General features: G+C 66.4%; 18 protein-coding genes. 13 read left to right on the forward strand and 5 right to left on the reverse strand.

The window, feature by feature from the left end:
• Positions 1-56 precede the first annotated feature (56 nt).
• Entirely contained in the window at positions 57-1,022 is a 966-nt protein-coding gene (locus FNL14_RS17860; protein WP_142062678.1) for a quinone oxidoreductase, read from the reverse strand.
• A 76-nt stretch (positions 1,023-1,098) separates the two neighbouring features.
• Entirely contained in the window at positions 1,099-2,190 is a 1,092-nt protein-coding gene (locus tag FNL14_RS17865) for an acyl-CoA desaturase (protein WP_142062680.1), read from the reverse strand.
• 169 nt (positions 2,191-2,359) lie between these two features.
• Between FNL14_RS17865 and argC the strand changes: the two genes are divergently transcribed.
• The 10 genes from argC to FNL14_RS17915 all read left to right on the forward strand — a co-directional run bounded on the left by argC (position 2,360) and on the right by FNL14_RS17915 (position 12,548).
• A complete protein-coding gene (gene argC / locus FNL14_RS17870) occupies positions 2,360-3,391 on the forward strand; it encodes an N-acetyl-gamma-glutamyl-phosphate reductase (protein WP_142062683.1) in 1,032 nt (343 codons plus the stop codon).
• Positions 3,388-4,554, forward strand: coding sequence for a bifunctional glutamate N-acetyltransferase/amino-acid acetyltransferase ArgJ (argJ, locus tag FNL14_RS17875; RefSeq protein ID WP_142062686.1), 1,167 nt, complete (start codon positions 3,388-3,390; stop codon positions 4,552-4,554). Before argC ends, argJ begins: the two co-directional genes overlap by 4 nt.
• 40 nt (positions 4,555-4,594) lie before the next feature.
• Positions 4,595-5,554, forward strand: a complete 960-nt coding sequence (gene argB / locus FNL14_RS17880; RefSeq protein ID WP_050055635.1) for an acetylglutamate kinase — start codon at positions 4,595-4,597, stop codon at positions 5,552-5,554.
• A 107-nt stretch (positions 5,555-5,661) separates the two neighbouring features.
• Positions 5,662-6,876 carry an acetylornithine transaminase gene (locus tag FNL14_RS17885; protein ID WP_142062745.1) on the forward strand — a complete coding sequence of 405 codons (1,215 nt, stop codon included), beginning with the start codon at positions 5,662-5,664 and terminating at the stop codon, positions 6,874-6,876.
• Positions 6,873-7,883, forward strand: coding sequence for an ornithine carbamoyltransferase (argF, locus tag FNL14_RS17890; RefSeq protein WP_142062689.1), 1,011 nt, complete (start codon positions 6,873-6,875; stop codon positions 7,881-7,883). Before FNL14_RS17885 ends, argF begins: the two co-directional genes overlap by 4 nt.
• A complete protein-coding gene (locus FNL14_RS17895) occupies positions 7,883-8,413 on the forward strand; it encodes an arginine repressor (protein ID WP_091418014.1) in 531 nt (176 codons plus the stop codon). The genes argF and FNL14_RS17895 overlap by 1 nt, the downstream gene beginning before the upstream one ends.
• A gap of 46 nt (positions 8,414-8,459) precedes the next feature.
• A complete protein-coding gene (locus FNL14_RS17900; protein ID WP_142062692.1) occupies positions 8,460-9,665 on the forward strand; it encodes an argininosuccinate synthase in 1,206 nt (401 codons plus the stop codon).
• The gene (gene argH / locus FNL14_RS17905) at positions 9,666-11,081 is read left to right on the forward strand and encodes an argininosuccinate lyase (RefSeq protein WP_142062695.1); all 1,416 of its coding nucleotides are present in this window, start codon (positions 9,666-9,668) and stop codon (positions 11,079-11,081) included.
• Positions 11,082-11,230: 149 nt separating this feature from the next.
• Complete coding sequence (locus FNL14_RS17910) at positions 11,231-11,779, forward strand: pyridoxal 5'-phosphate synthase (RefSeq protein WP_142062698.1); 549 nt, start codon at positions 11,231-11,233, stop codon at positions 11,777-11,779.
• 10 nt (positions 11,780-11,789) lie between these two features.
• A complete protein-coding gene (locus FNL14_RS17915; RefSeq protein ID WP_142062701.1) occupies positions 11,790-12,548 on the forward strand; it encodes a maleylpyruvate isomerase family mycothiol-dependent enzyme in 759 nt (252 codons plus the stop codon).
• Between the two features lie 103 nt (positions 12,549-12,651).
• Here FNL14_RS17915 and FNL14_RS17920 read toward each other — a convergent pair whose 3' ends face one another.
• Both FNL14_RS17920 and FNL14_RS17925 read right to left on the reverse strand, forming a co-directional pair.
• Positions 12,652-13,146: a methylated-DNA--[protein]-cysteine S-methyltransferase gene (locus FNL14_RS17920; protein WP_142062704.1), complete on the reverse strand. Its 495-nt coding sequence runs from the start codon at positions 13,144-13,146 to the stop codon at positions 12,652-12,654.
• Positions 13,143-14,678 (reverse strand): DNA-3-methyladenine glycosylase 2 family protein, encoded by a 1,536-nt coding sequence (locus FNL14_RS17925; protein WP_142062707.1) that lies wholly within the window; start codon positions 14,676-14,678, stop codon positions 13,143-13,145. Before FNL14_RS17925 ends, FNL14_RS17920 begins: the two co-directional genes overlap by 4 nt.
• A 113-nt stretch (positions 14,679-14,791) precedes the next feature.
• Between FNL14_RS17925 and FNL14_RS17930 the strand changes: the two genes are divergently transcribed.
• The 3 genes from FNL14_RS17930 (at position 14,792) to tyrS (ending at position 19,166) form a co-directional block, all read left to right on the forward strand.
• Positions 14,792-15,454 (forward strand): DNA-3-methyladenine glycosylase, encoded by a 663-nt coding sequence (locus FNL14_RS17930; RefSeq protein WP_142062710.1) that lies wholly within the window; start codon positions 14,792-14,794, stop codon positions 15,452-15,454.
• A 52-nt stretch (positions 15,455-15,506) separates the two neighbouring features.
• Positions 15,507-17,735 carry an AAA family ATPase gene (locus FNL14_RS17935; RefSeq protein WP_142062712.1) on the forward strand — a complete coding sequence of 743 codons (2,229 nt, stop codon included), beginning with the start codon at positions 15,507-15,509 and terminating at the stop codon, positions 17,733-17,735.
• A gap of 117 nt (positions 17,736-17,852) precedes the next feature.
• Positions 17,853-19,166: a tyrosine--tRNA ligase gene (tyrS, locus tag FNL14_RS17940; protein ID WP_142062714.1), complete on the forward strand. Its 1,314-nt coding sequence runs from the start codon at positions 17,853-17,855 to the stop codon at positions 19,164-19,166.
• Here tyrS and FNL14_RS23510 read toward each other — a convergent pair.
• A partial coding sequence (locus FNL14_RS23510; RefSeq protein WP_220126198.1) for a hypothetical protein occupies positions 19,163-19,640 on the reverse strand: 478 nt, incomplete at its 5' end. The two genes, tyrS and FNL14_RS23510, sit on opposite strands and share 4 nt — an antisense overlap.

Genomic DNA, 19,640 nt, shown 5'->3' on the forward strand with positions numbered 1-19,640 from the left:
GCCCGGATGAGTTCATCCTGGCCGCGGGGACCTTTCTGTATGTCAGCTGATGCCTGCTAGGGGACCAGGAGGACCTTTCCGGTGGTCTTCCGGCCCTCAAGGTCGCGGTGCGCCTGGCCCGCCTGGGACAGCGGGTAGCGTGCGCCGATCCGGACCTTGAGGGAGCCGGCGGCGGCCGCTGCAAAGATCTCGTCCGACCGCCAGCGGCGTTCTGCTGCGTCCTGCAGATAGTGCCCCATGGTAGGCCTGGTCAGGAACAGCGATCCGCCGGCATTGAGCCGCTGCGGATCCACGGGCGGGACAGGACCCGAAGCAGCGCCGAACAAAGCCAAAGTGCCGCGCACCCGCAATGAGCTGAGCGAACCGTCGAAGGTGTCCTTGCCCACGCCGTCGTAGGCAACGTCCACGCCGCGGCCGTCCGTGAGGTCTCGGACCCGATCAGCGAAGCCGTCGTAGCGCAGGACATGGTCCGCCCCGGCGTCGAGGGCGAGGGCTTCCTTTTCGTCGGTGGATACCGTGGTGATCACTCGGGCGCCCTTTGCCTTCAGGAGCTGGATCAACAGGAGCCCCACTCCGCCGGCGCCGGCGTGCAGCAGGACGTTATGGCCGGCCTCCACCTTGAAGGTGGAGTTGATCAGGTAGTGGGCGGTCAGGCCCTGCAGCGGGAGGGCGGCGGCCGTGAAATCATCAAGGCCGTCAGGCACGGGCAGAGCTTTGTCAGCCTCCACAAGGGCATAACCCGCATAGCAGTCCTGGCCTTCGGCGGTGGCAACGCGGTCGCCGGTAACAAAGGCTGTGACGCCCTCACCGACCTCCTCCACCGTTCCGGCCGCCTCGGAACCGGGGATGAAGGGATACGGCACCTTGTACACGCCGCTGCGCTTGTAGGTGTCAATGAAGTTCACTCCCGCCGCTGCCACCTTGACCAGCAGCTGCCCAGGGCCGGGAACAGGACGCTCAACCGGAACATAGGAGAGGACTTCGGGACCGCCGGCTTGCCCGGCGACAATTGCATGCGTCATGGGTTCCTTCCACGGGCGGGGATTTCCTGGCCCGGTTCACCCATCCTAGGCTCCACCTGCGTCGCGGCGGGCCTGTTCAGTAGCGGCGCGTAACCGTTGCCATGGGGCACTCGAAGTGGCGTCCTGCCGCAAGCCCCACTTCGTTGAGGTAGCGCACGATGATGCCGTAGGACTGCAGCAAAGTGGTCTCTGTATAGGGAACCTGGTGCTTGCTGCAATACTCACGAACAATGGCGGCCGCCCGGTCCAGCTGAGGCCGTGCCATGTCCGGGAAGAGGTGGTGTTCCGCCTGGCGGTTCAGCCCGCCCAGCAGGATGTCCATAAACCGTCCGCCGGAAATGTTCCGTGAGGTCAGGACCTGCCGGCTGAAGAAGTCCACCCTGCTGTCCGCAGGCAGGACAGGCATGCCCTTGTGATTGGGGGCAAACGAGGCGCCCATGTAAAAACCGAACACCGCCAGCTGGACGACGATGAAAGCGGCCGCCATTCCCGGCGGCAGGAAGGTGAAGGCCAGGACCGGGAGCAGGGCCAGCCGGACGGCGAGGATGGGAATCTCCACCCAGCGGTGCGTCACTTTTGCCCTGCGCACAATGAAGCGCACGGAATCTATCTGCAGGCCCAGCCCAACGAGCAGGAGCAGGGGAAAGAAGAACCAGCCCTGTTTCCGGGTCAGGAAGGACAGCGGGCCCTGCCTGGTGGCAGCGCCCTCCGCATGGAAGGCGATCGCGCCGGTGGCGATGTCCGGGTCCTTGGAAACCACGTTGGGGTGGTTGTGGTGCGCGCCGTGCTTTTGTTCCCACCAGGAATAACTGATGCCCGCCACGGATGTGGCCAGCAGGCGCGCAGACCAGTCGTTGGCGCGACGGGAGGCAAAGATCTGCCGATGGCCGGCCTCGTGGGCCAGAAAACTGAGCTGCGTGCAGAGAACGCCGACGGCGGCCGCAATCAGCAGTTGGAACCAGCTGTCCCCGATCAGGGCGAAGCCGAACCATGCGGCTGCCATGAGGAGGACCAGGACCGAGAACAGTGTGGCGTAGAAACCGACGCGCCGTTCCAGTAGGCCTTCGGCTTTGACGGCTTTCAAGAGTTCGGAGTAGCTCAGGACTACGGCGTTCGGCTGCCGGACACGCGGGCCACGGCGGACGGAAGTGGGTAGGGTGGTGGTCAAAGACGCCTCGTGACTGTTGCGGGCAACATTGCAGCCGACATTCGGACTGCACGGTCAGGATCACCCTCTACTCAGGATACGGCAGGCCTTCGGCCGTAAAGTCTGAGGAGGAATGCCGTGCATGCATAAATATCGGGACCAGTGAATACTTTTGCTGTAAGGTGGAACCATGACTATTTCTGTTGCAGTCTCAGGCGCCAGCGGCTACGCCGGGGGAGAGGTCCTTCGCCTCCTCGCGGGCCACCCGGATGTGACCATCGGGGCCATCACAGCGCACAGCAATGCCGGTTCGCGCCTCGGCGAGCTGCAGCCGCACCTGCACGGACTGTCCAGCCGCATCCTGGAGGACACCACGGTGGAGAACCTCTCCGGCCACGACGTGGTCTTCCTCGCACTGCCGCACGGCGCCTCCGCCGAGATTGCTGCCCAGCTTCCGGAAGGCACGGTGGTGATCGACGCCGGCGCCGACCACCGCCTGGAGGACCCTGCAGCCTGGGAGAAGTTCTACGGTTCAGCCCATGCCGGAACCTGGCCCTACGGCCTGCCGGAACTGCCGGGACAGCGTGAAGCGCTCAAAGGCGCCAGCCGCATCGCCGTGCCCGGCTGCTACCCGACGTCGGCCCTACTGGCCCTCACGCCGGGGTTCGCAGCGCACCTCCTCGAGCCCGACGACGTCGTCATCGTTTCCGCCTCCGGCACCTCCGGCGCGGGCAAGGCAGCAAAAGTGAACCTGATCGGCTCCGAGGTCATGGGCTCCATGAGCCCCTACGGTGTGGGCGGTGGACACCGGCACACGCCCGAAATCGAACAGGGCCTGTCCAATGCGGCGGGGCAGCAAGTGACTGTTTCCTTCACTCCCACACTTGCGCCCATGAGCCGCGGGATCCTCACCACCGCCACTGCCAGGGTTAAACCCGGCACTTCCGCCGAACAGCTGCGCCAGGCCTGGACCGACGCGTACGACGACGAACCGTTTGTGCACGTCCTGCCCGAAGGCCAGTGGCCCGCCACTAAGGCCGTCCAGGGGTCCAACCACGCGGCCATGCAGCTTGCCTTTGACGCGCACACCGGCCGCGTGATTGTCACCTGTGTCATCGACAACCTCACCAAAGGGACCGCCGGCGGCGCCGTCCAGTCCATGAACATCGCACTCGGCCTGGCGGAAACTGCCGGCCTTGACCTGCAGGGAGTAGCCCCGTGACCGTTACCGCACCCCTTGGCTTCCGGGCCGCCGGCGTCACCGCCGGATTGAAAGCCTCCGGCAACCCGGACCTTGCCCTGGTGGTCAACGACGGCCCCGCAAAAGCCGCTGCCGCGGTGTTCACCAGCAACCGCGTTGCTGCGGCCCCGGTCCACTGGTCCCGCCAGGTGGTCTCCGACGGCCGGGTGGACGCCGTGATCCTCAACTCCGGCGGAGCCAACGCCTGCACCGGACCCACCGGCTTCCAGAACACCCACAGCACGGCCGAAAAAGTGGCCGAAGTCCTGGGCATCTCGGCCACCGATGTGTTCGTCTGCTCCACCGGTCTGATCGGCGAGCAGCTGCCCATGGACAAAATCCTCCCCGGCGTTGAGGCAGCCGCCAAAGCCCTCAGCACCGACGGCGGACCGGACGCTGCCACCGCCATCATGACTACAGACTCCGTTCCCAAGGCGGCGCTGTTCATCGGCACCGACGCGGACGGCCAGGAATTCAGCATCGGCGGCATCGCCAAGGGTGCCGGCATGCTGGCCCCCGGCCTGGCCACCATGCTGGTGGTCCTCACCACGGATGCGGTAGTGGAGCAGGAAATGCTCGACGTCGTCCTGCGCGACGCCACGCGGGTCACCTTCGACCGCGCGGACTCCGACGGCTGCATGTCCACCAACGACACCGTGGTGCTCCTGGCCTCCGGCGCCTCCGGCGCCGTGCCGTCCGCCGAGGCCTTCGGCGCCGGCCTCACCCAGGTGTGTGCCGAGCTTGCCCGCAAGCTCATTGGTGATGCCGAGGGTGCCAGCCACGACATCGCCATCCGTACCTTCAACGCGGCAAGCGAGGCGGACGCAGAGACCGTCAGCCGGTCCGTGGCCCGGTCGAACCTTTTCAAGGCCGCCATCTTCGGCAAGGATCCGAACTGGGGGCGGGTGCTGTCCGCTGTGGGTACTACGGACGCCGCCTTCGAACCGGACCAGCTCAACGTCTCCATGAACGGAATCCAGATCTGCCGCAACGGCAGCATCGGCGATGACCGCGCCCTGGTGGACCTGGAGCCCCGCGAAGTACTCGTGGAAATCGACCTGCAGGCAGGCGACGCCGAGGCCACCATCTGGACGAACGACCTCACCCACGACTACGTGCACGAGAACAGCGCCTACTCCAGCTAGGAGCCGCGCCCCCGGAATAACCGTTGCGGAAAGTGACAGCATGAACACCCAGACGCGTGAAACCACCAGCATGTCCGACGCCCAGGACAAGGCCGCCACCCTGATCGAAGCGCTGCCCTGGATCCAGCGGTTCGCCGGTTCCATCATGGTGGTCAAGTACGGCGGCAACGCCATGGTCAACGACGAGCTCCGCCGCGCCTTCGCCGAGGACATCGTGTTCCTCCACCACGTGGGCATCCACCCGGTGGTGGTCCACGGCGGCGGCCCGCAGATCAACTCCATGCTGGGCCGGCTGGGCATTGAATCCGAGTTCAAGGGCGGGCTGCGCGTCACCACCCCCGAGGCCATGGACGTGGTCCGGATGGTCCTCACCGGCCAGGTGGGACGCGAACTGGTGGGCCTGATCAACTCGCACGGCCCCTATGCCGTGGGCATGTCCGGGGAAGACGGCGGACTGCTGCGCGCTGTCCGAACCGGGACAGTGGTGGACGGCGAAGAAGTGGACCTCGGGCTGGTGGGCGAGGTGGTCGGCGTCGACCCGGCAGGCATTGTGGACATCCTGGAGGCCGGCCGGATCCCGGTGATCTCCACCGTTGCCCCGGAGATCGTGGACGGCGGTGACGGCGTGGCCGGCACTGCACGCTTCCAGCCCACGGGCCAGGTCCTCAACGTTAACGCCGACACCGCTGCTGCGGCCGTCGCCTCGGCGCTGGGCGCCTCCAAGCTGGTCATCCTGACGGACGTTGAAGGCCTGTATGCCAACTGGCCCGACAAGTCCTCCCTGATTTCCTCGCTGACGGCCTCGGAGCTGCGGGACATGCTTCCCAAACTCGAATCGGGCATGATCCCCAAGATGGCCGCCTGCCTCAAGGCCATCGACGAGGGAGTGGAACGCGCGCACATAGTGGACGGGCGCCTGCCCCACTCCATGCTTCTGGAAACATTTACGACGGCGGGCATTGGCACACAGGTCGTCCCCGACGAGGAGATGAACGCATGAACGAAACTTTTGGGGTGAGTCCGGCCGGCGATGGGGGCCCCGCCCGCTTCGCGGTGCCCGACCACTCCCGGGCCCCCATCGCCGGTCCGGCCTCCAAAGCTTCCGTTATGACTGGAACGAGAAGCGGATCCGAGTGGCTGGCCCGCTATTCCACCTCCTTGATGGGCGTGTTCGGCACCCCGCAGCGCGTGCTGGTCCGCGGTGCCGGCTGTCTCGTGTGGGACGCCGACGGCAAGGAATACCTGGACCTGCTGGGCGGGATCGCGGTCAACGCGTTGGGCCATGCCAACCCGTTCGTCACCTCGGTTATTTCCAGCCAGCTGGCCACGCTGGGGCACGTGTCCAACTTCTTCACCAGCCCCACCCAGATCGCGCTGGCCGAAAAGCTCCTGGCCCTCAGCAACGCGCCGGCCGGATCCAAGGTGTTCTTCACCAACTCCGGAACCGAGGCCAACGAGGCCGCCTTCAAGCTGGCGCGCCGCAACTCGGGCGGCGTTGAGACCAAACGGACCAAAATCATCGCGCTCGAAGGTGCCTTCCACGGCCGGACCATGGGCGCCCTGGCGCTGACGGCAAAAGAGGCCTACCGCGCGCCGTTCGAGCCCCTGCCCGGCGGCGTGGTGCACATCCCGTTCGGCGACATCGAAGCCCTGAAGGCAGCCGTTGACGAAACCGTGGCCGCAGTGTTCCTCGAACCGATCCAGGGCGAGGCCGGGGTCCGTCCCCTGCCGCCCGGATACCTGAAGGCTGCACGGGAACTGACCGCCCGCACCGGCGCCCTGCTCATCCTCGATGAGGTGCAGACCGGTATCGGCCGGACCGGCAAATGGCTGGCCAGCGAGGACGCCGGGATCATGCCGGACGCGGTCACCCTGGCCAAGGGCCTGGGTGGCGGATTCCCGATCGGCGCGCTGATCACCTTTGGTGAGGGGACGTCGTCGTTGTTGAGTGCAGGCCAGCACGGCACCACCTTCGGCGGCAACCCCGTGGCCACTGCGGCAGCACTCGCCACCCTGCATGCCATCGAAAGCCAGGATGTCCTGGCGAACGTCGCCTCGGTGGGGGAGCACCTGCGTTCAGCGCTGGCCGTCATCCCGGGCGTCATCGAAGTCCGGGGCGAAGGCCTCCTGATCGGCTTCGACCTGGATGCGGACGTGGCACCGGCCGTGGTGCAGGCTGGCCTTGACGCCGGCTTCATCGTCAACAGCCCCGGTCCGCGCACCATCCGCCTGGCGCCGCCGCTGGTCCTCACCAGTGCACAGGCTGACACCTTCCTCGCCGCATTCCCGGCCATCCTCCAAGCAGCTAAGGACGCCCAGTGACAACAGCCACCGGCACCACCCGGCACTTCCTCAAGGACACAGACCTCAGCCCCGCCGAGCAGGCGGAGGTCCTGGACCTTGCCATCCGCATGAAGGCCGATCCGTACAGCGTCCAGCCGTTCGCCGCAACGGGAAGCGGCCGCAAGACCGTTGCCGTGATCTTCGACAAGACCTCCACCCGGACCCGGGTCTCGTTTGCCACCGGCATCGCGGACATGGGCGGCAACGCCCTGATCATCAATCCCGGCGAAGCCCAGATCGGCCACAAGGAATCCGTGGAGGACACCGCCAAGGTCCTGGAGCGCATGGTCTCCACCATCGTCTGGCGGACCGGTCCGCACGCCGGCCTGGTGGCGATGGCGGAAAACTCCGCGGTGCCGGTGATCAACGCCCTGTGCGATGACTACCACCCCTGCCAGCTGCTCGCGGACCTGCTGGCCGTGAAGGAACACAAGGGCGAACTCAAGGGCCTCACCATGAGCTACCTCGGGGACGCCGCCAACAACATGGCCAACTCCTACCTCCTGGCCGGCGTCACGGCCGGCATGCACGTCCGGATCGCCGGGCCCGAAGGATACCTCCCGGCCGATGACGTGGTGGCCGAAGCGCAGGAACGTGCGGCAGAGACCGGCGGTTCAGTCCTGATCACCACGGACGCCGCGGCGGCGCTGAAAGGGGCCGACGTCGTCGCAACAGACACCTGGGTGTCCATGGGCCAGGAAGCCGAGAAGGAAGCCCGGCTGCAGCTGTTCCGCGAGTACTCCGTCGATGAGGAGGCCATGGCACAGGCTGCGGAAGACGCCGTCGTGCTTCACTGCCTCCCTGCCTACCGCGGCTACGAAATCTCCGCCGGCGTCATCGACGGCCCGCAATCCATCGTCTGGGACGAAGCCGAAAACCGGCTCCACGCCCAGAAGGCCCTGATGGCCTGGCTGATGCACCGGTCCGGCCTGGCCTTCGTGGATGGCCTTGCTCCCGTCGAAGGCACCGGAGAGAGCACGTTCTAGTGTCAGCCCAACCGGCGGTGCCGGGCTCCAGCCCGGCCACCAAAACTGCCCGCCAGGCACGCATCACGGCCATCCTCACGGGTGAATCCGTGCGGTCCCAGGCGGAGCTGGCGGCCCTGCTCGCGGACGACGGCGTGCAGGTCACCCAGGCCACGCTGTCCCGGGACCTCGTGGAACTCGGCGCGGTCCGGGTCCGCGGCAAGGAAGGCGTGCTGGTGTACGCCGTCCCCGGCGAGGGCGGCGAGCGGGCCGCCAAGAGCGGGGTGAGCCAGGAAATCCTGGACGCCCGGCTGGCGCGGCTCTGCAGTGAGCTCCTGGTCACCGCGGAGGCCTCGGCCAATATCGCCGTGCTCCGCACGCCGCCCGGAGCCGCCAATTTCCTGGCGCTGGCCATCGACCACTCGGTGATGCCGTCCATCCTGGGGACCATCGCCGGGGACGACACCGTGCTGCTGGTCTCCCGGGACCCGAACGGCGGCCAGGACCTGGCGGCCAGGTTCCTGCAACTGGCCGAAGAGGCCGGGCAATAAGCTTGAAGACAATATCTGCAATCCCCAACCACAAGGAGCATTTGAAGTGACTGAACGCATCGTGCTGGCCTACTCCGGCGGCCTGGACACCTCAGTAGCCATCGGCTGGATCGGTGAAGCCACCGGAGCCGAGGTCATCGCCGTGGCGGTTGACGTTGGACAGGGCGGCGAGTCCCTCGAGACCATCCGCCAGCGTGCCCTGGGCTGCGGCGCCGTCGAAGCCTACGTGGCCGACGCCTCCGACGAATTCGCCAACGAATACGCCATGCCCACCCTGAAGGCCAACGCCCTCTACCAGGGCCACTATCCGCTGGTGTCCGCCATCTCGCGCCCGGTCATCGTCAAGCACCTGGTGAAGGCCGCCCGCGAATTCGGCGCCACCACCGTTGCACACGGCTGCACGGGCAAGGGCAACGACCAGGTCCGCTTCGAAGTGGGCATCCAGACCCTCGGCCCGGACCTGAAGTGCATCGCACCGGTCCGCGACCTCGCCCTCACCCGCGACAAGGCCATCGCCTTCGCCGAGGAAAAGGGCCTGCCCATCGAGACCACCAAGAAGAACCCGTACTCCATCGACCAGAACGTCTGGGGCCGCGCGGTGGAAACCGGCTACCTCGAGGACATCTGGAACGCACCCACCAAGGACATCTACGACTACACCGCCACCCCGGAGTTCCCGCCGGCACCGGATGAGGTCACCATCTCCTTCGAGGCCGGCATCCCGGTAGCGATCGACGGCGTGAAGGTCACCCCGCTGCAGGCCATCAAGGAACTCAACCGCCGCGCCGGCGCCCAGGGCGTGGGCCGGATCGACGTCGTCGAAGACCGCCTGGTGGGCATCAAGTCCCGCGAAATCTACGAGGCACCGGGTGCCATGGCGCTGATCACGGCCCACAAGCACCTCGAGGACATCACCATCGAGCGCGAGCAGGCCCGCTTCAAGGCCACCGTTGGCCAGCGCTGGGCCGAGCTGGTCTACGACGGCCAGTGGTTCTCCCCCCTCAAGCGCTCCCTGGACGCCTTCATCGAGGACACCCAGAAGTACGTCTCCGGCGACATCCGCATGGTGCTCCACGGCGGCCAGGCCATCGTCAACGGCCGCCGCTCGGACACTTCGCTCTACGACTTCGACCTCGCCACCTACGACACAGGCGACACCTTCGACCAGTCCATGGCCCGCGGCTTCATCGAGCTGTGGGGCATGTCCGCCAAGGTTGCCTCCGGCCGCGACATCCGGGTCGCGGGTCAGTAGATGGCGTCCGCTACCAACGAAGGCGCGCTGTGGGGCGGCCGGTTCGCCGGCGGCCCTGCCGATGCCCTGGCGGCGCTGAGCAAGTCCACGCATTTTGACTGGCGGCTCGCGCGCTATGACATCGCAGGTTCCAAGGCGCACGCCAGGGTGCTGCACAAGGCCGGTCTGCTGGACGACGCCGAGCTGGAAGGCATGCTCGCGGCCCTCAGCCGGCTGGATGAGGATGTAGCCTCGGGCGCCTATGTGCCGGCGGAGTCCGATGAGGATGTGCACGGCTCGCTGGAGCGTGGCCTGATCGAGCGTGCCGGGACCCAGCTGGGCGGCAAGCTCCGCGCCGGCCGGTCACGGAACGACCAGGTGGCCACGCTGGGCCGGATGTTCCTGCGTGACCACGCCCGGATCATCGCCCGCGGTGTCCTGGCCACGGTGGACGCGCTGGTGGAGCAGGCGAAGGCCCACCACGGCGTGGCCATGCCGGGCCGGACCCACCTGCAGCACGCCCAGCCGATCCTGCTCAGCCACCATTTGCTGGCCCACGCCTGGGCACTGCTGCGCGATGTGCAGCGGCTACAGGACTGGGACAAGCGCGCCGGCGTCTCGCCGTACGGTTCAGGTGCCCTGGCGGGCTCCTCCCTGGGGCTTGATCCCGAGGCGGTTGCGGCGGATCTTGGTTTCTTCTCCGCGGCCCACAACTCGATCGACGGCACCGCTTCCCGCGATGTTTTCGCCGAGTTCGCCTGGGTGTGCTCCATGATCGGCGTGGACCTGTCCCGGATCTCGGAGGAAGTCATTCTCTGGGCCACCAAGGAGTTCTCCTTTGTGACGCTGCACGATTCCTACTCCACGGGATCGTCCATCATGCCGCAGAAGAAGAACCCGGACGTGGCGGAGCTGGCCCGGGGCAAGGCGGGACGCCTGATCGGCAACCTGACCGGGCTCCTGGCCACGCTCAAGGGCCTTCCGCTGGCGTACAACCGCGACCTTCAGGAGGACAAGGAGCCGGTGTTCGACGCCGCCGACACCCTGGAGCTCCTGCTCCCGGCCGTGTCCGGCATGATCGCGACCCTGACGTTCAACACCGAACGGATGGAATCGCTGGCACCGCAGGGCTTCGCACTGGCCACGGACATCGCCGAATGGCTGGTCCGCCAGGGCGTTCCGTTCCGCGAGGCGCACGAGCTCTCCGGCGCGGCCGTCAAGCAGGCCGAATCCCGCGGCGTGGAGTTGTGGGACCTGACGGACGAGGAGTACGCCGCCATCTCGGAGCACCTCACCCCGGAGGTCCGCACGGTCCTGTCCACGGAGGGCTCGCTGAACAGCCGCAACTCCCAGGGCGGAACGGCACCGGCCGCCGTCGAACGCCAGCTGGCAGCACTGGAAGCCGAGCTCGACGGCGTGCGGGAGTACGCAAAGTAACAACCCAACGCTCTCTCAATTAATGTCGCTTTTGGGCCATCGCTCTCTCACTTTCCCTAAGAAAGTGAGAGAGCGTAGCCGAAATTCGCGCATTAACTGAGAGAGCGTTGCGCGTTAATGGGCCGAGGACCCGCCGTTAGGGTGGAGCCATGAGCGAAACGTTCCGCAAGTTCCTTCGCACGCTTCCCGACTTCCCGGCCGAGCTTCCCGGCTTCGATCCGGACAAGGCGCCGCAGGACCCCACCGAACTGTTCAAACAATGGCTGGACGAGGCCCTGGCCGCGGGGGAGCAGCAGCCGCACGCGTTCAGCCTCGCCACGATTGGGCCTGGTGCCGGCGGCGGGCAGCAGCCGTCGTCAAGGATGCTGATCCTGAAGAACATCGACGACGACGGCTGGCACTTCGCCACGTCCCGCACGTCCAGGAAGGGCCGGGAGCTCGCAGCGGAACCCAGCGCCGCCATGAACTTCTACTGGGCCTCGCAGGGCCGGCAGGTCCGGGTGGCAGGGCCTGTGGCGGAACTGTCCGCAGAGGCATCGGCCCGGGACTGGGCGGAACGGCCGCGGGCCGACGGCAGTGAAAACCCCAACTGGCAGCTCTATGCCCTCCGGCCCGCCGAAATCGAGTTTTGGCAGGCCAGCAATGACGGCCAGCACGTCCGGCACCGTCTTGGCCCGGACGGCGCCCTTCCCGGCTAGGATGAGCGCCATGACAGCTCCCGAACCCGAACTCCTGCTCGCCGCACTCCATCAGGCTGCCGATAATGTCGCCGTCGATGTTGCCAAACTTAGTGACGCGGACGTCGAGGCGCCTTCCGCGCTTCCCGGCTGGACGAGGGGCCACGTCCTGGCCCATATGGCCGGGATCTCCAACGCGATGGCCCGGCAGCTTGAGTACGCCGCGCGCGGGGAAACCATTGAGCTGTACGACGGCGGCATGGCAGGCCGGAACAAGGCGATCGACATGGCTGCGGGCCACGATGCCGCCACCCACCGTGCAGACCTGACTGCCGCCTTGGATCGGGTGCTGCGGGCATTTGATGTACTGCCCGGCGTCAAGGACTCATCCGCCCACCAGACGGGCTGGTGGGCCCCCATCTCTTACCGCGGGGGAGTGGTCCTGGACGGCGGCCTCGCGCTATGGCGCGAACTCGTCATCCACAACGCGGACCTGCAAACGGGCAGAGGACCGGAAACCTGGAGCAGGCCTTTCTGCGAGCACCTGTTCGATTTCCTCGCGGCCCGCGTCCCGGCAGAGGACAAGCTGGTGCTGCAGCCGCTCGGACTGCCTCCGGTGGCCATCGGCAGCGGGAACCGGTCCACTGTGGTCAGCGGCATGATCACGGACATCGCCGCTTGGCTGGCCGGCCGCGAACCTACCCTGGGGAGCCTGCGCGCCTCCGCGGCGGCTGACGGCGTCGACCTGCCCGAACTCCTGCCATGGCCTGCAGGAACCCCAACCAGGTAGCGGCTCCGATTCTGGTTGCGCTATCAGTTTTGGTCCCCAAAACCCTGTTTTGGGGACCAAAACTGATAGCGCAAGGGGGACTCGAGCGGCGATCTGATCCGCGTCAGGCGGCCTCGCGCTTCAGCAGGCTCTCCTTGATGGGCAGTCCCCACCGGAAGCCACCCAGCGTACCGTCCGTCCGGATGACGCGGTGGCAGGGGACAAACAGTGCTGCGGCGTTGAACGCGCAGGCACTGGCCGCCGCCCGGACGGCTTTGGGATTGCCCGCCAGTTCGGCGTACTCGGTGTACGTCACCGGAGATCCCGGCTGCACCAGGCGCAACACGTCCCAGGCGTGGACACGGAACGGCCCCGACTTCTGCACCACGGGCACACGCATCGCGGGCCCCGGATCGCCCGCATAGAACGCCTCGACGGCTGCCGAGATGTCGCCGAGGCCGGTAACCAGTTCAACGGTGGCCGGCCGCAGCCACGGATGGATCTGCCCGGTCAAGTCGCCGGGTTTGTCGGTCCACCCGCTCGAAAGGACCGCCCCGTCCTGGGCCAGGATGGTGAACGGGCCGTCTGGCGTGGCCATCTGGAGCAATTGGGCTTTCATCGTGTCGCTTTCTCTGCGGTTCCGGTACCTGCACCGGGAGACTTTGTGGTGCCGCCCCGTCTGGGGACGGCTGCGGCGTGGGCCGCTGCCCGCCACAGGTGCATGGTGGCGTACGAGCGCCAGGGACTGACCTCGCGGAAGTCCGGGCTGACGGCGCCGGGGCCGTCGGCTGCCACAACTCCTTGGTCCAGGGCCCTTACCCCGTTCCGCACCGCCGCATCGTTGGCCAGGAAGATATCCGGGGCGCCGAGGACCCGCATGGCAAGGTACCCCACCGTCCATGGTCCCACCCCGGGCAGGGGCAGCAGCTTCGCACCCAGGCTGGCTACGTCGTCGCCGTAGCCGAAATCCAGGGTGCCATCAGCGAGGGCGGTGGCGGCCGTCCGGAGGGAGTCCGCGCGTTTCCTGGGTCCCCGCAGGAGTGCATGGCCGTCGGCTGCGATTTCGGCGGGAGTGGGAAACATCCGGTCGAGGCCGTCGCCGGGGCTTTGGCTGGAACGTCCGACGGCGGCCAGCTGGGTGAGTGCCGTCCGTGCCGCAGCGACGGTGATCTGCTGTCCAACCATTGCCCGGACAAGCATTTCGGCGGGGTCCAGGGCGCCGGGCATCCTGACACCCGGCGCGGCAGCCACTGAGGCGGAGAGCCGGCGGTCCGCTGCCAACGCGCTGTCGATCGCCACCGGATCGGCGTCCAGGTCGAAGAGCCGCCGGACGCGGCTGAGCAGTGCCGGCAGATCGCGAAGATCCACCGCGCCGATGGTGAGGGTCAGCGGCCGCCCCGGGGCACCGGCGTCGTACTCAACTCGAAAGCGTGCATCGCCCTGCGGCAGCCGCAGGGTCCGCGCATAAGAGGTAGCTGATCCTGCTTCGATTCCGGGGATGGCCCGTACAGCCAGGAACGTGAAAATGCCGGGGTCGAAGGGCTCGCGGTAGGGAAGGCTGAGGGTCAGGGCGGTGGAGCCGCCGGCTGCTTTGGCATGCCGGGCGGCACGGAGGGCGGTGGGGGTCATGTCGAAGACCTCCAGCATGGTTTCGTTGAACTGCCGGACGCTGCTGAAACCGGCAGCGAAGGCAACGTCGGCGAACTTCATGGACGTGGAGACCAGGAGGGTGCGGGCCGTCTGCGCCCGCCCGGCCCGGGCGAGCGAGAGGGGACCGGCGCCGAGCTCCTGGCTGAGGATGCGGTTCAGCTGCCGGGAAGAATAGCCAAGCCTGGTCGCCAGGCCATCTACACCGTCGCGGTTGACCACGCCGTCGTTGATCAGGCGCATGGCGCGGCCGGCAATGTCCTGGCGGACGTTCCACGCCGGGGTGCCGGGAACCGCCTCGGGGAGGCAGCGCTTGCAGGCCCGGTAGCCGGCGTCGTGGGCTGCGGCGGAGGTCTCGTAGAAGGTGACGTTCGCCGCCTTGGGCGTCCTGGCCGGACACGACGGGCGGCAATATATGCCCGTGGTCCGCACGGCAGTAAAGAACTGCCCGTCGAACCGGGTGTCCCTGGCATCAATTGCCCGGTAGCGCTGCCAGAAATCCATTCCTCCATCCTGCCAGCCCGGCGGAGCCGGAGCTAGCGGAAATCGGACATGGCCGTGGCGCTCCTTCTTTGCGTTGCGCCGCGTATCGCTGCTGATTTGGGTAGAGTCTGGCCATGAACACAAGCCCCTCGCCGGATCCGGAAGGGCTGCGGGAGTTCCTGTCCGGCGACGCCCGCGAATTGGCCCCGAGGCTGCTGGGTGCCGTCCTGACCCATGAGTCGAGGGATGGCAGGGTGTCCGTCCGCCTCACCGAGGTGGAGGCCTATCTTGGCCCGGAGGATTCACTGCATCCGGATCCCGGTTCGCACACCTACCGCGGCCCCACTCCCCGGAATGCCCCGATGTTCGGCCCGGCCGGGCACCTGTACGTCTACTTCACGTATGGGATGCACCACTGCACGAACATCGTGTGCGGCCCGGAGGGGGTGGCCTCCGCACTGCTGCTGCGCGCCGGGGAGATTGTGGAAGGGGTTGAGCTCGCGCGGCACCGCCGGACCACCTCAAAAAGTCCCGCCGACCTCGCCAGTGGGCCGGCGCGGCTGGCCAAGGCCCTGGGCCTGACCACGGCATACACCGGCAGGGACGCCCTGGGGCCGCCGTTCGGGCTGGTGCTCCCGGAGCGCCCGGTTGAGCATGTGAGCTCCGGGCCCCGGGTGGGGGTGTCCGGTGCCGGCGGATCGGAGGACTACGCCTGGCGGTTCTGGATCACCGGCGACCCCACGGTTTCCCAGTACAAGGCAGCGAAGCCCAGGCAGGCCAGGCAACACCTGCGTTAACGGAAATGGTTGTAGAATGGACGGTCTGTCTTTTGCGATAGGGGAACGTTAAATGCTCGACGCCGATTTGGCCCACGAACGGGACTATGTTGCCGGGCTGTATGCCCGGCTGGAGGAGCTCCGCGAGGAAAAGCGCAAGCAGTTGGCGCAGGTCCGGCGGGCCGGGGCTGTGGGCACTATGCAGAACGTTTCCGAACGTGACGCCTTCGCGGCTTTGTATGAGGACCGCCTGGCGCAGCTGGATGCGGTGGATGACCGGCTGGTGTTCGGCCGCCTGGACCTGGACTCCGGGGAGGCGCAGTACATCGGCCGCATCGGACTCACCACTGAGGACCTGCAGCGGCTCATGGTGGACTGGCGCGCGCCCGAAGCCGGGCACTTCTACCAGGCCACGGCCTTTGACCGGCAGGGCGTCCGCCGTCGCCGGCATCTGATCCTGCAGGGCCGCGAAGTCAAAGCCATCGAAGATGACGTCCTTGACGCCGACATGCTGTCCGACGACGAGTCCCTGCAGGGTGAAGGTGCCCTGCTCGCGGCCCTGAACTCCAAGCGCACGGGCCGCATGTCGGACATCGTGAGCACCATCCAGTCCGAACAGGACCGCATTATCCGGTCCTCCATTTCGGGCGCCGTGGTGGTCCAGGGCGGGCCCGGCACGGGCAAGACCGCTGTGGCGCTGCACCGTGCCGCCTATCTGCTGTACACCCACCGGGACCGCCTGAAGTCCGCCGGCGTGCTGCTGGTGGGCCCGTCGTCGTCGTTCATGAAGTACATCGAAAGGGTGCTGCCCTCCCTCGGCGAGACCGGCGTGGTGATGGCCAGCCTCGGGCGCCTGATGCCCGGCATCCACGCTGTCCCGGAACCCGACGCCGACGTCGCTGCCATCAAGGGCCGCCTGGACATGGCCAAGGTGGTGGCCAACGCCGTCGCCAACCGCCAGCGCATCCCCGCGGAAAACCGGATCCTGGAGGTGGACGGCCGCAAGCTGGTGCTGACCCCGCGCCAGGTCCGCCGTGCCCGCGAACGTGCCCGTTCCACCGGCAAGCCGCACAACGAGGCCCGCGTGACGTTCGTCAAGATCCTGCTGCGTGAACTGACAGAACAGATGACCGACCTGGTGGAAGCCGGCAACATCGGCAACAACGCCGACCGCTCATACCTGGCCGAGGACGTCCGCACCGCACGCGACGTGCGCATCGCCCTCAACCTCTGCTGGATGCCTATGACGCCCGAAAAGCTGATTTCAGAGCTCTTCAGCAAGCCCGCGATCCTTGAGTTCTGCACTCCGGACATGAGCCCCGCTGAGCGCGCCCTGCTGCTGCGCCCGGCCGATGCACCCTGGACCGAGTCCGATGTCCCGCTGCTTGATGAAGCCGCAGAGCTCCTGGGTGAGCTGGACCCGGCAGCCGGCCGTGGCCTGGCGCAGCAGGAGCACGACCGTGCCCGCGACCTCGCCAACGCCAAGCAGACGCTGGTCAACATGGAGGCCGCGGGAGTGGACCCGCTGATGTCCGCGGAGGAGCTGGCCGAGCAGAACCAGGAACAGGAAGCGCGCCTCACGGCTGCCGAGCGCGCCACCAGCGACCGCACCTGGGCTTTTGGCCACATCGTGGTGGACGAGGCGCAGGAGCTCTCGCCCATGCAGTGGCGCCTGCTGGTCCGCCGCTGCCCGTTGAAGTCCTTCACCATTGTGGGGGATATCGCGCAGACCAGTTCCGTGGCCGGAGCCAACTCATGGCAGGGCGCCCTTGCCCCGATGTTCGGGGACCGCTGGCAGCTGGAAGAGCTGACGGTCAACTACCGCACCCCCTCCCAGATTGCCGAGGCGGCGGTCCGGATGGCCAACGCCGCGGGGCTTGTGGTGTCCGCGCCCAAGGCCGTGCGGGAGGGGCGTTGGTCGCCCGTCATCGATGAGGTGGAGCCGGGCCAAGTGGTCAGCCGCCTGGTGGAGGTCCTGCCCGAGGAACTGGAAGCGCTCGACGGCGGCCTGCTGGCGGTCATCGCCGACGGTCACCTTCTGCCGGAGGCCACTGCAGCCCTGCGCGCAGCATATGGGCGCCGCATCGGCACCGGTGCCGGCAGCTACGAGCAGGACATTGTGGTGATCAGTCCCCGTGAAGCCAAGGGCCTGGAGTTCGACGGCGTGGTGGTGCTTGAGCCTGCCACGATGCTGAACCACGAGCATGGCAAAGTGGGGGACCTGTACGTGGCCATGACCCGCGCCACGCAGCGGCTGCGGCTGATTGCTGCCGAGCCTGTCCCGGCCGGCATCAAGCGCTGACCCTTCGTTTATTGTCCCGTCGCTTTTGTCTCGTGGCTTTTTGTCCCGCACGGCGGGCCAGGCGCCGGTGCCTCTGTTCAGGCGCCGGCGCCCGGTAATACTGCTAACTTAGAAGGCGTGCCAGAAATCAGCAGCCTCGAATCGCAACAGAACGACCCCACTTTTGCCAATGTTTGGCAGGAACTGAAGTGGCGTGGCCTGGTCCACGTCTCCACTGACGAAGCAGAGCTGGAAAAGCTCCTCGCCGGTGCCCCGGTCACGTACTATTGCGGCTTCGATCCCACCGCGCCGAGCCTCCACCTGGGAAACCTGGTGCAGCTGCTGGTGATGCGGCGGCTTCAGCTGGCCGGCCACAAACCCCTCGGGCTCGTGGGTGGTTCCACCGGCCTGATCGGCGACCCCCGCCCCACGGCCGAGCGCACGCTGAACACCAAGGACACGGTGGCCGAATGGGTGGGCTACCTTCAGGCGCAGGTGAGCCGGTTCCTCAGCTTTGATGGGGACAATGCGGCCCGCATGGTCAATAACCTGGACTGGACCGCGCCCTTGAGCGCCATTGACTTCCTGCGTGAGGTGGGCAAGCACTTTCGGGTGGGGACCATGCTGCGCAAGGACGCCGTGGCCTCGCGGCTGAACTCAGACGAGGGCATCAGCTACACGGAGTTCAGCTACCAGATCCTGCAGGGCATGGACTACCTCCAGCTGTTCCGGGACTACGGATGCATGCTGCAGACCGGCGGTTCGGACCAGTGGGGTAATCTCACCAGCGGCACCGAGCTGATCCGCAAGGTGGAGGGCAAGAGCGTCCACGCCCTGGGCACGCCTTTGATCACCAACTCGGACGGCACCAAGTTCGGAAAGAGTGAGGGTAACGCCATCTGGCTCGACGCCGGCATGTGCAGCCCGTACGCCTTCTACCAGTTCTGGCTCAACACCGCAGATGCTGACGTTGTGGACCGGCTTAAGGTGTTCACCTTCCTGACCCGGGCCGAGATCGAAGATATTGCGGCGGCTGTGGCTGAACGTCCCTTTGCGCGTGAGGGCCAGCGGAAGCTTGCCTTCGAAGTCACGGCCCTGGTCCATGGGGTGGAGGCTACCGAAAAGGTCATCGCCGCATCGGCTGCGCTCTTTGGGAATGGTGACCTGTCCGCACTGGACAAGCAGACGCTCCAGGCAGCTACTTCGGAACTCCCTTTCACCACTGTGCAGGTGGATGCCCTGGGAATCGTTGATCTGCTGGTTGCCTCCGGGCTCTCGGACAGCAAATCTGCTGCCCGCCGCACCGTTGGCGAGGGCGGTGCCTACGTGAACAACGAGAAGGTGCTCGATCCTGAAGCAGTCATCTCCGAGTCCGAACTCCTGCACGGCCAGTACCTGCTCCTGCGCAGGGGCAAGAAAAACCTGGCCACCGTGGAAGTACTGGTTCCCTAGCCCATAGCTGCCCACTTTGCACGCTCCTCCGCAGGCGATTTGCACGCCCGCGGAGGGGCGTGTATTGTTTTCTGAGTCGCCACCGCCGAGTGGCGGCAAACCCCCAACAAATAAGAAGCAATTCTTGGCCGCGCTAAGCGCGGATTGGAGAAATTGCTTCGTTTTTTGCTGGGCGGATTCATTCCACCGAGTGAATTCCGGGAAAACAACCGGATTTGCAAAGTGAAAATGAATGAAATAAGATTGAAACATCGCAGCGAAGAAATACGAAGTAAAAATTCATTGAATGAATTGTTTCGGGAATATTCGAATGTGTCTGTTGTTTGAGAACTCAATAGTGTGCCAAGTTTGTTGATACCAATTGTTTTATGAATTGGTTGAATTGACTGGATCGGTCCGCCCCTGTGGATGGGTCTGGTTTTTACAGCTGGTTTCAAATTTTTGCAGTCGGGTTTCCGCGTTTTCCCGTGGTGC

Origin of the sequence: Pseudarthrobacter sp. B4EP4b, from assembly GCF_006680095.1 — a bacterium.
Classification (GTDB): Bacteria; Actinomycetota; Actinomycetes; order Actinomycetales; family Micrococcaceae; genus Arthrobacter.

Excerpts from the sequence above, each read along its gene's own strand:
- FNL14_RS17860 (WP_142062678.1), bottom strand. The coding sequence starts at position 1,022 with ATGACGCATGCAATTGTCGCCGGGCAAGCCGGCGGTCCCGAAGTCCTC.
- argC (WP_142062683.1), top strand. The coding sequence starts at position 2,360 with ATGACTATTTCTGTTGCAGTCTCAGGCGCCAGCGGCTACGCCGGGGGA.
- argB (WP_050055635.1), top strand. The coding sequence starts at position 4,595 with ATGAACACCCAGACGCGTGAAACCACCAGCATGTCCGACGCCCAGGAC.
- FNL14_RS17885 (WP_142062745.1), top strand. The coding sequence starts at position 5,662 with ATGACTGGAACGAGAAGCGGATCCGAGTGGCTGGCCCGCTATTCCACC.
- argH (WP_142062695.1), top strand. The coding sequence starts at position 9,666 with ATGGCGTCCGCTACCAACGAAGGCGCGCTGTGGGGCGGCCGGTTCGCC.
- FNL14_RS17910 (WP_142062698.1), top strand. The coding sequence starts at position 11,231 with ATGAGCGAAACGTTCCGCAAGTTCCTTCGCACGCTTCCCGACTTCCCG.
- FNL14_RS17915 (WP_142062701.1), top strand. The coding sequence starts at position 11,790 with ATGACAGCTCCCGAACCCGAACTCCTGCTCGCCGCACTCCATCAGGCT.
- FNL14_RS17920 (WP_142062704.1), bottom strand. The coding sequence starts at position 13,146 with ATGAAAGCCCAATTGCTCCAGATGGCCACGCCAGACGGCCCGTTCACC.
- FNL14_RS17925 (WP_142062707.1), bottom strand. The coding sequence starts at position 14,678 with ATGGATTTCTGGCAGCGCTACCGGGCAATTGATGCCAGGGACACCCGG.
- FNL14_RS17930 (WP_142062710.1), top strand. The coding sequence starts at position 14,792 with ATGAACACAAGCCCCTCGCCGGATCCGGAAGGGCTGCGGGAGTTCCTG.
- FNL14_RS17935 (WP_142062712.1), top strand. The coding sequence starts at position 15,507 with ATGCTCGACGCCGATTTGGCCCACGAACGGGACTATGTTGCCGGGCTG.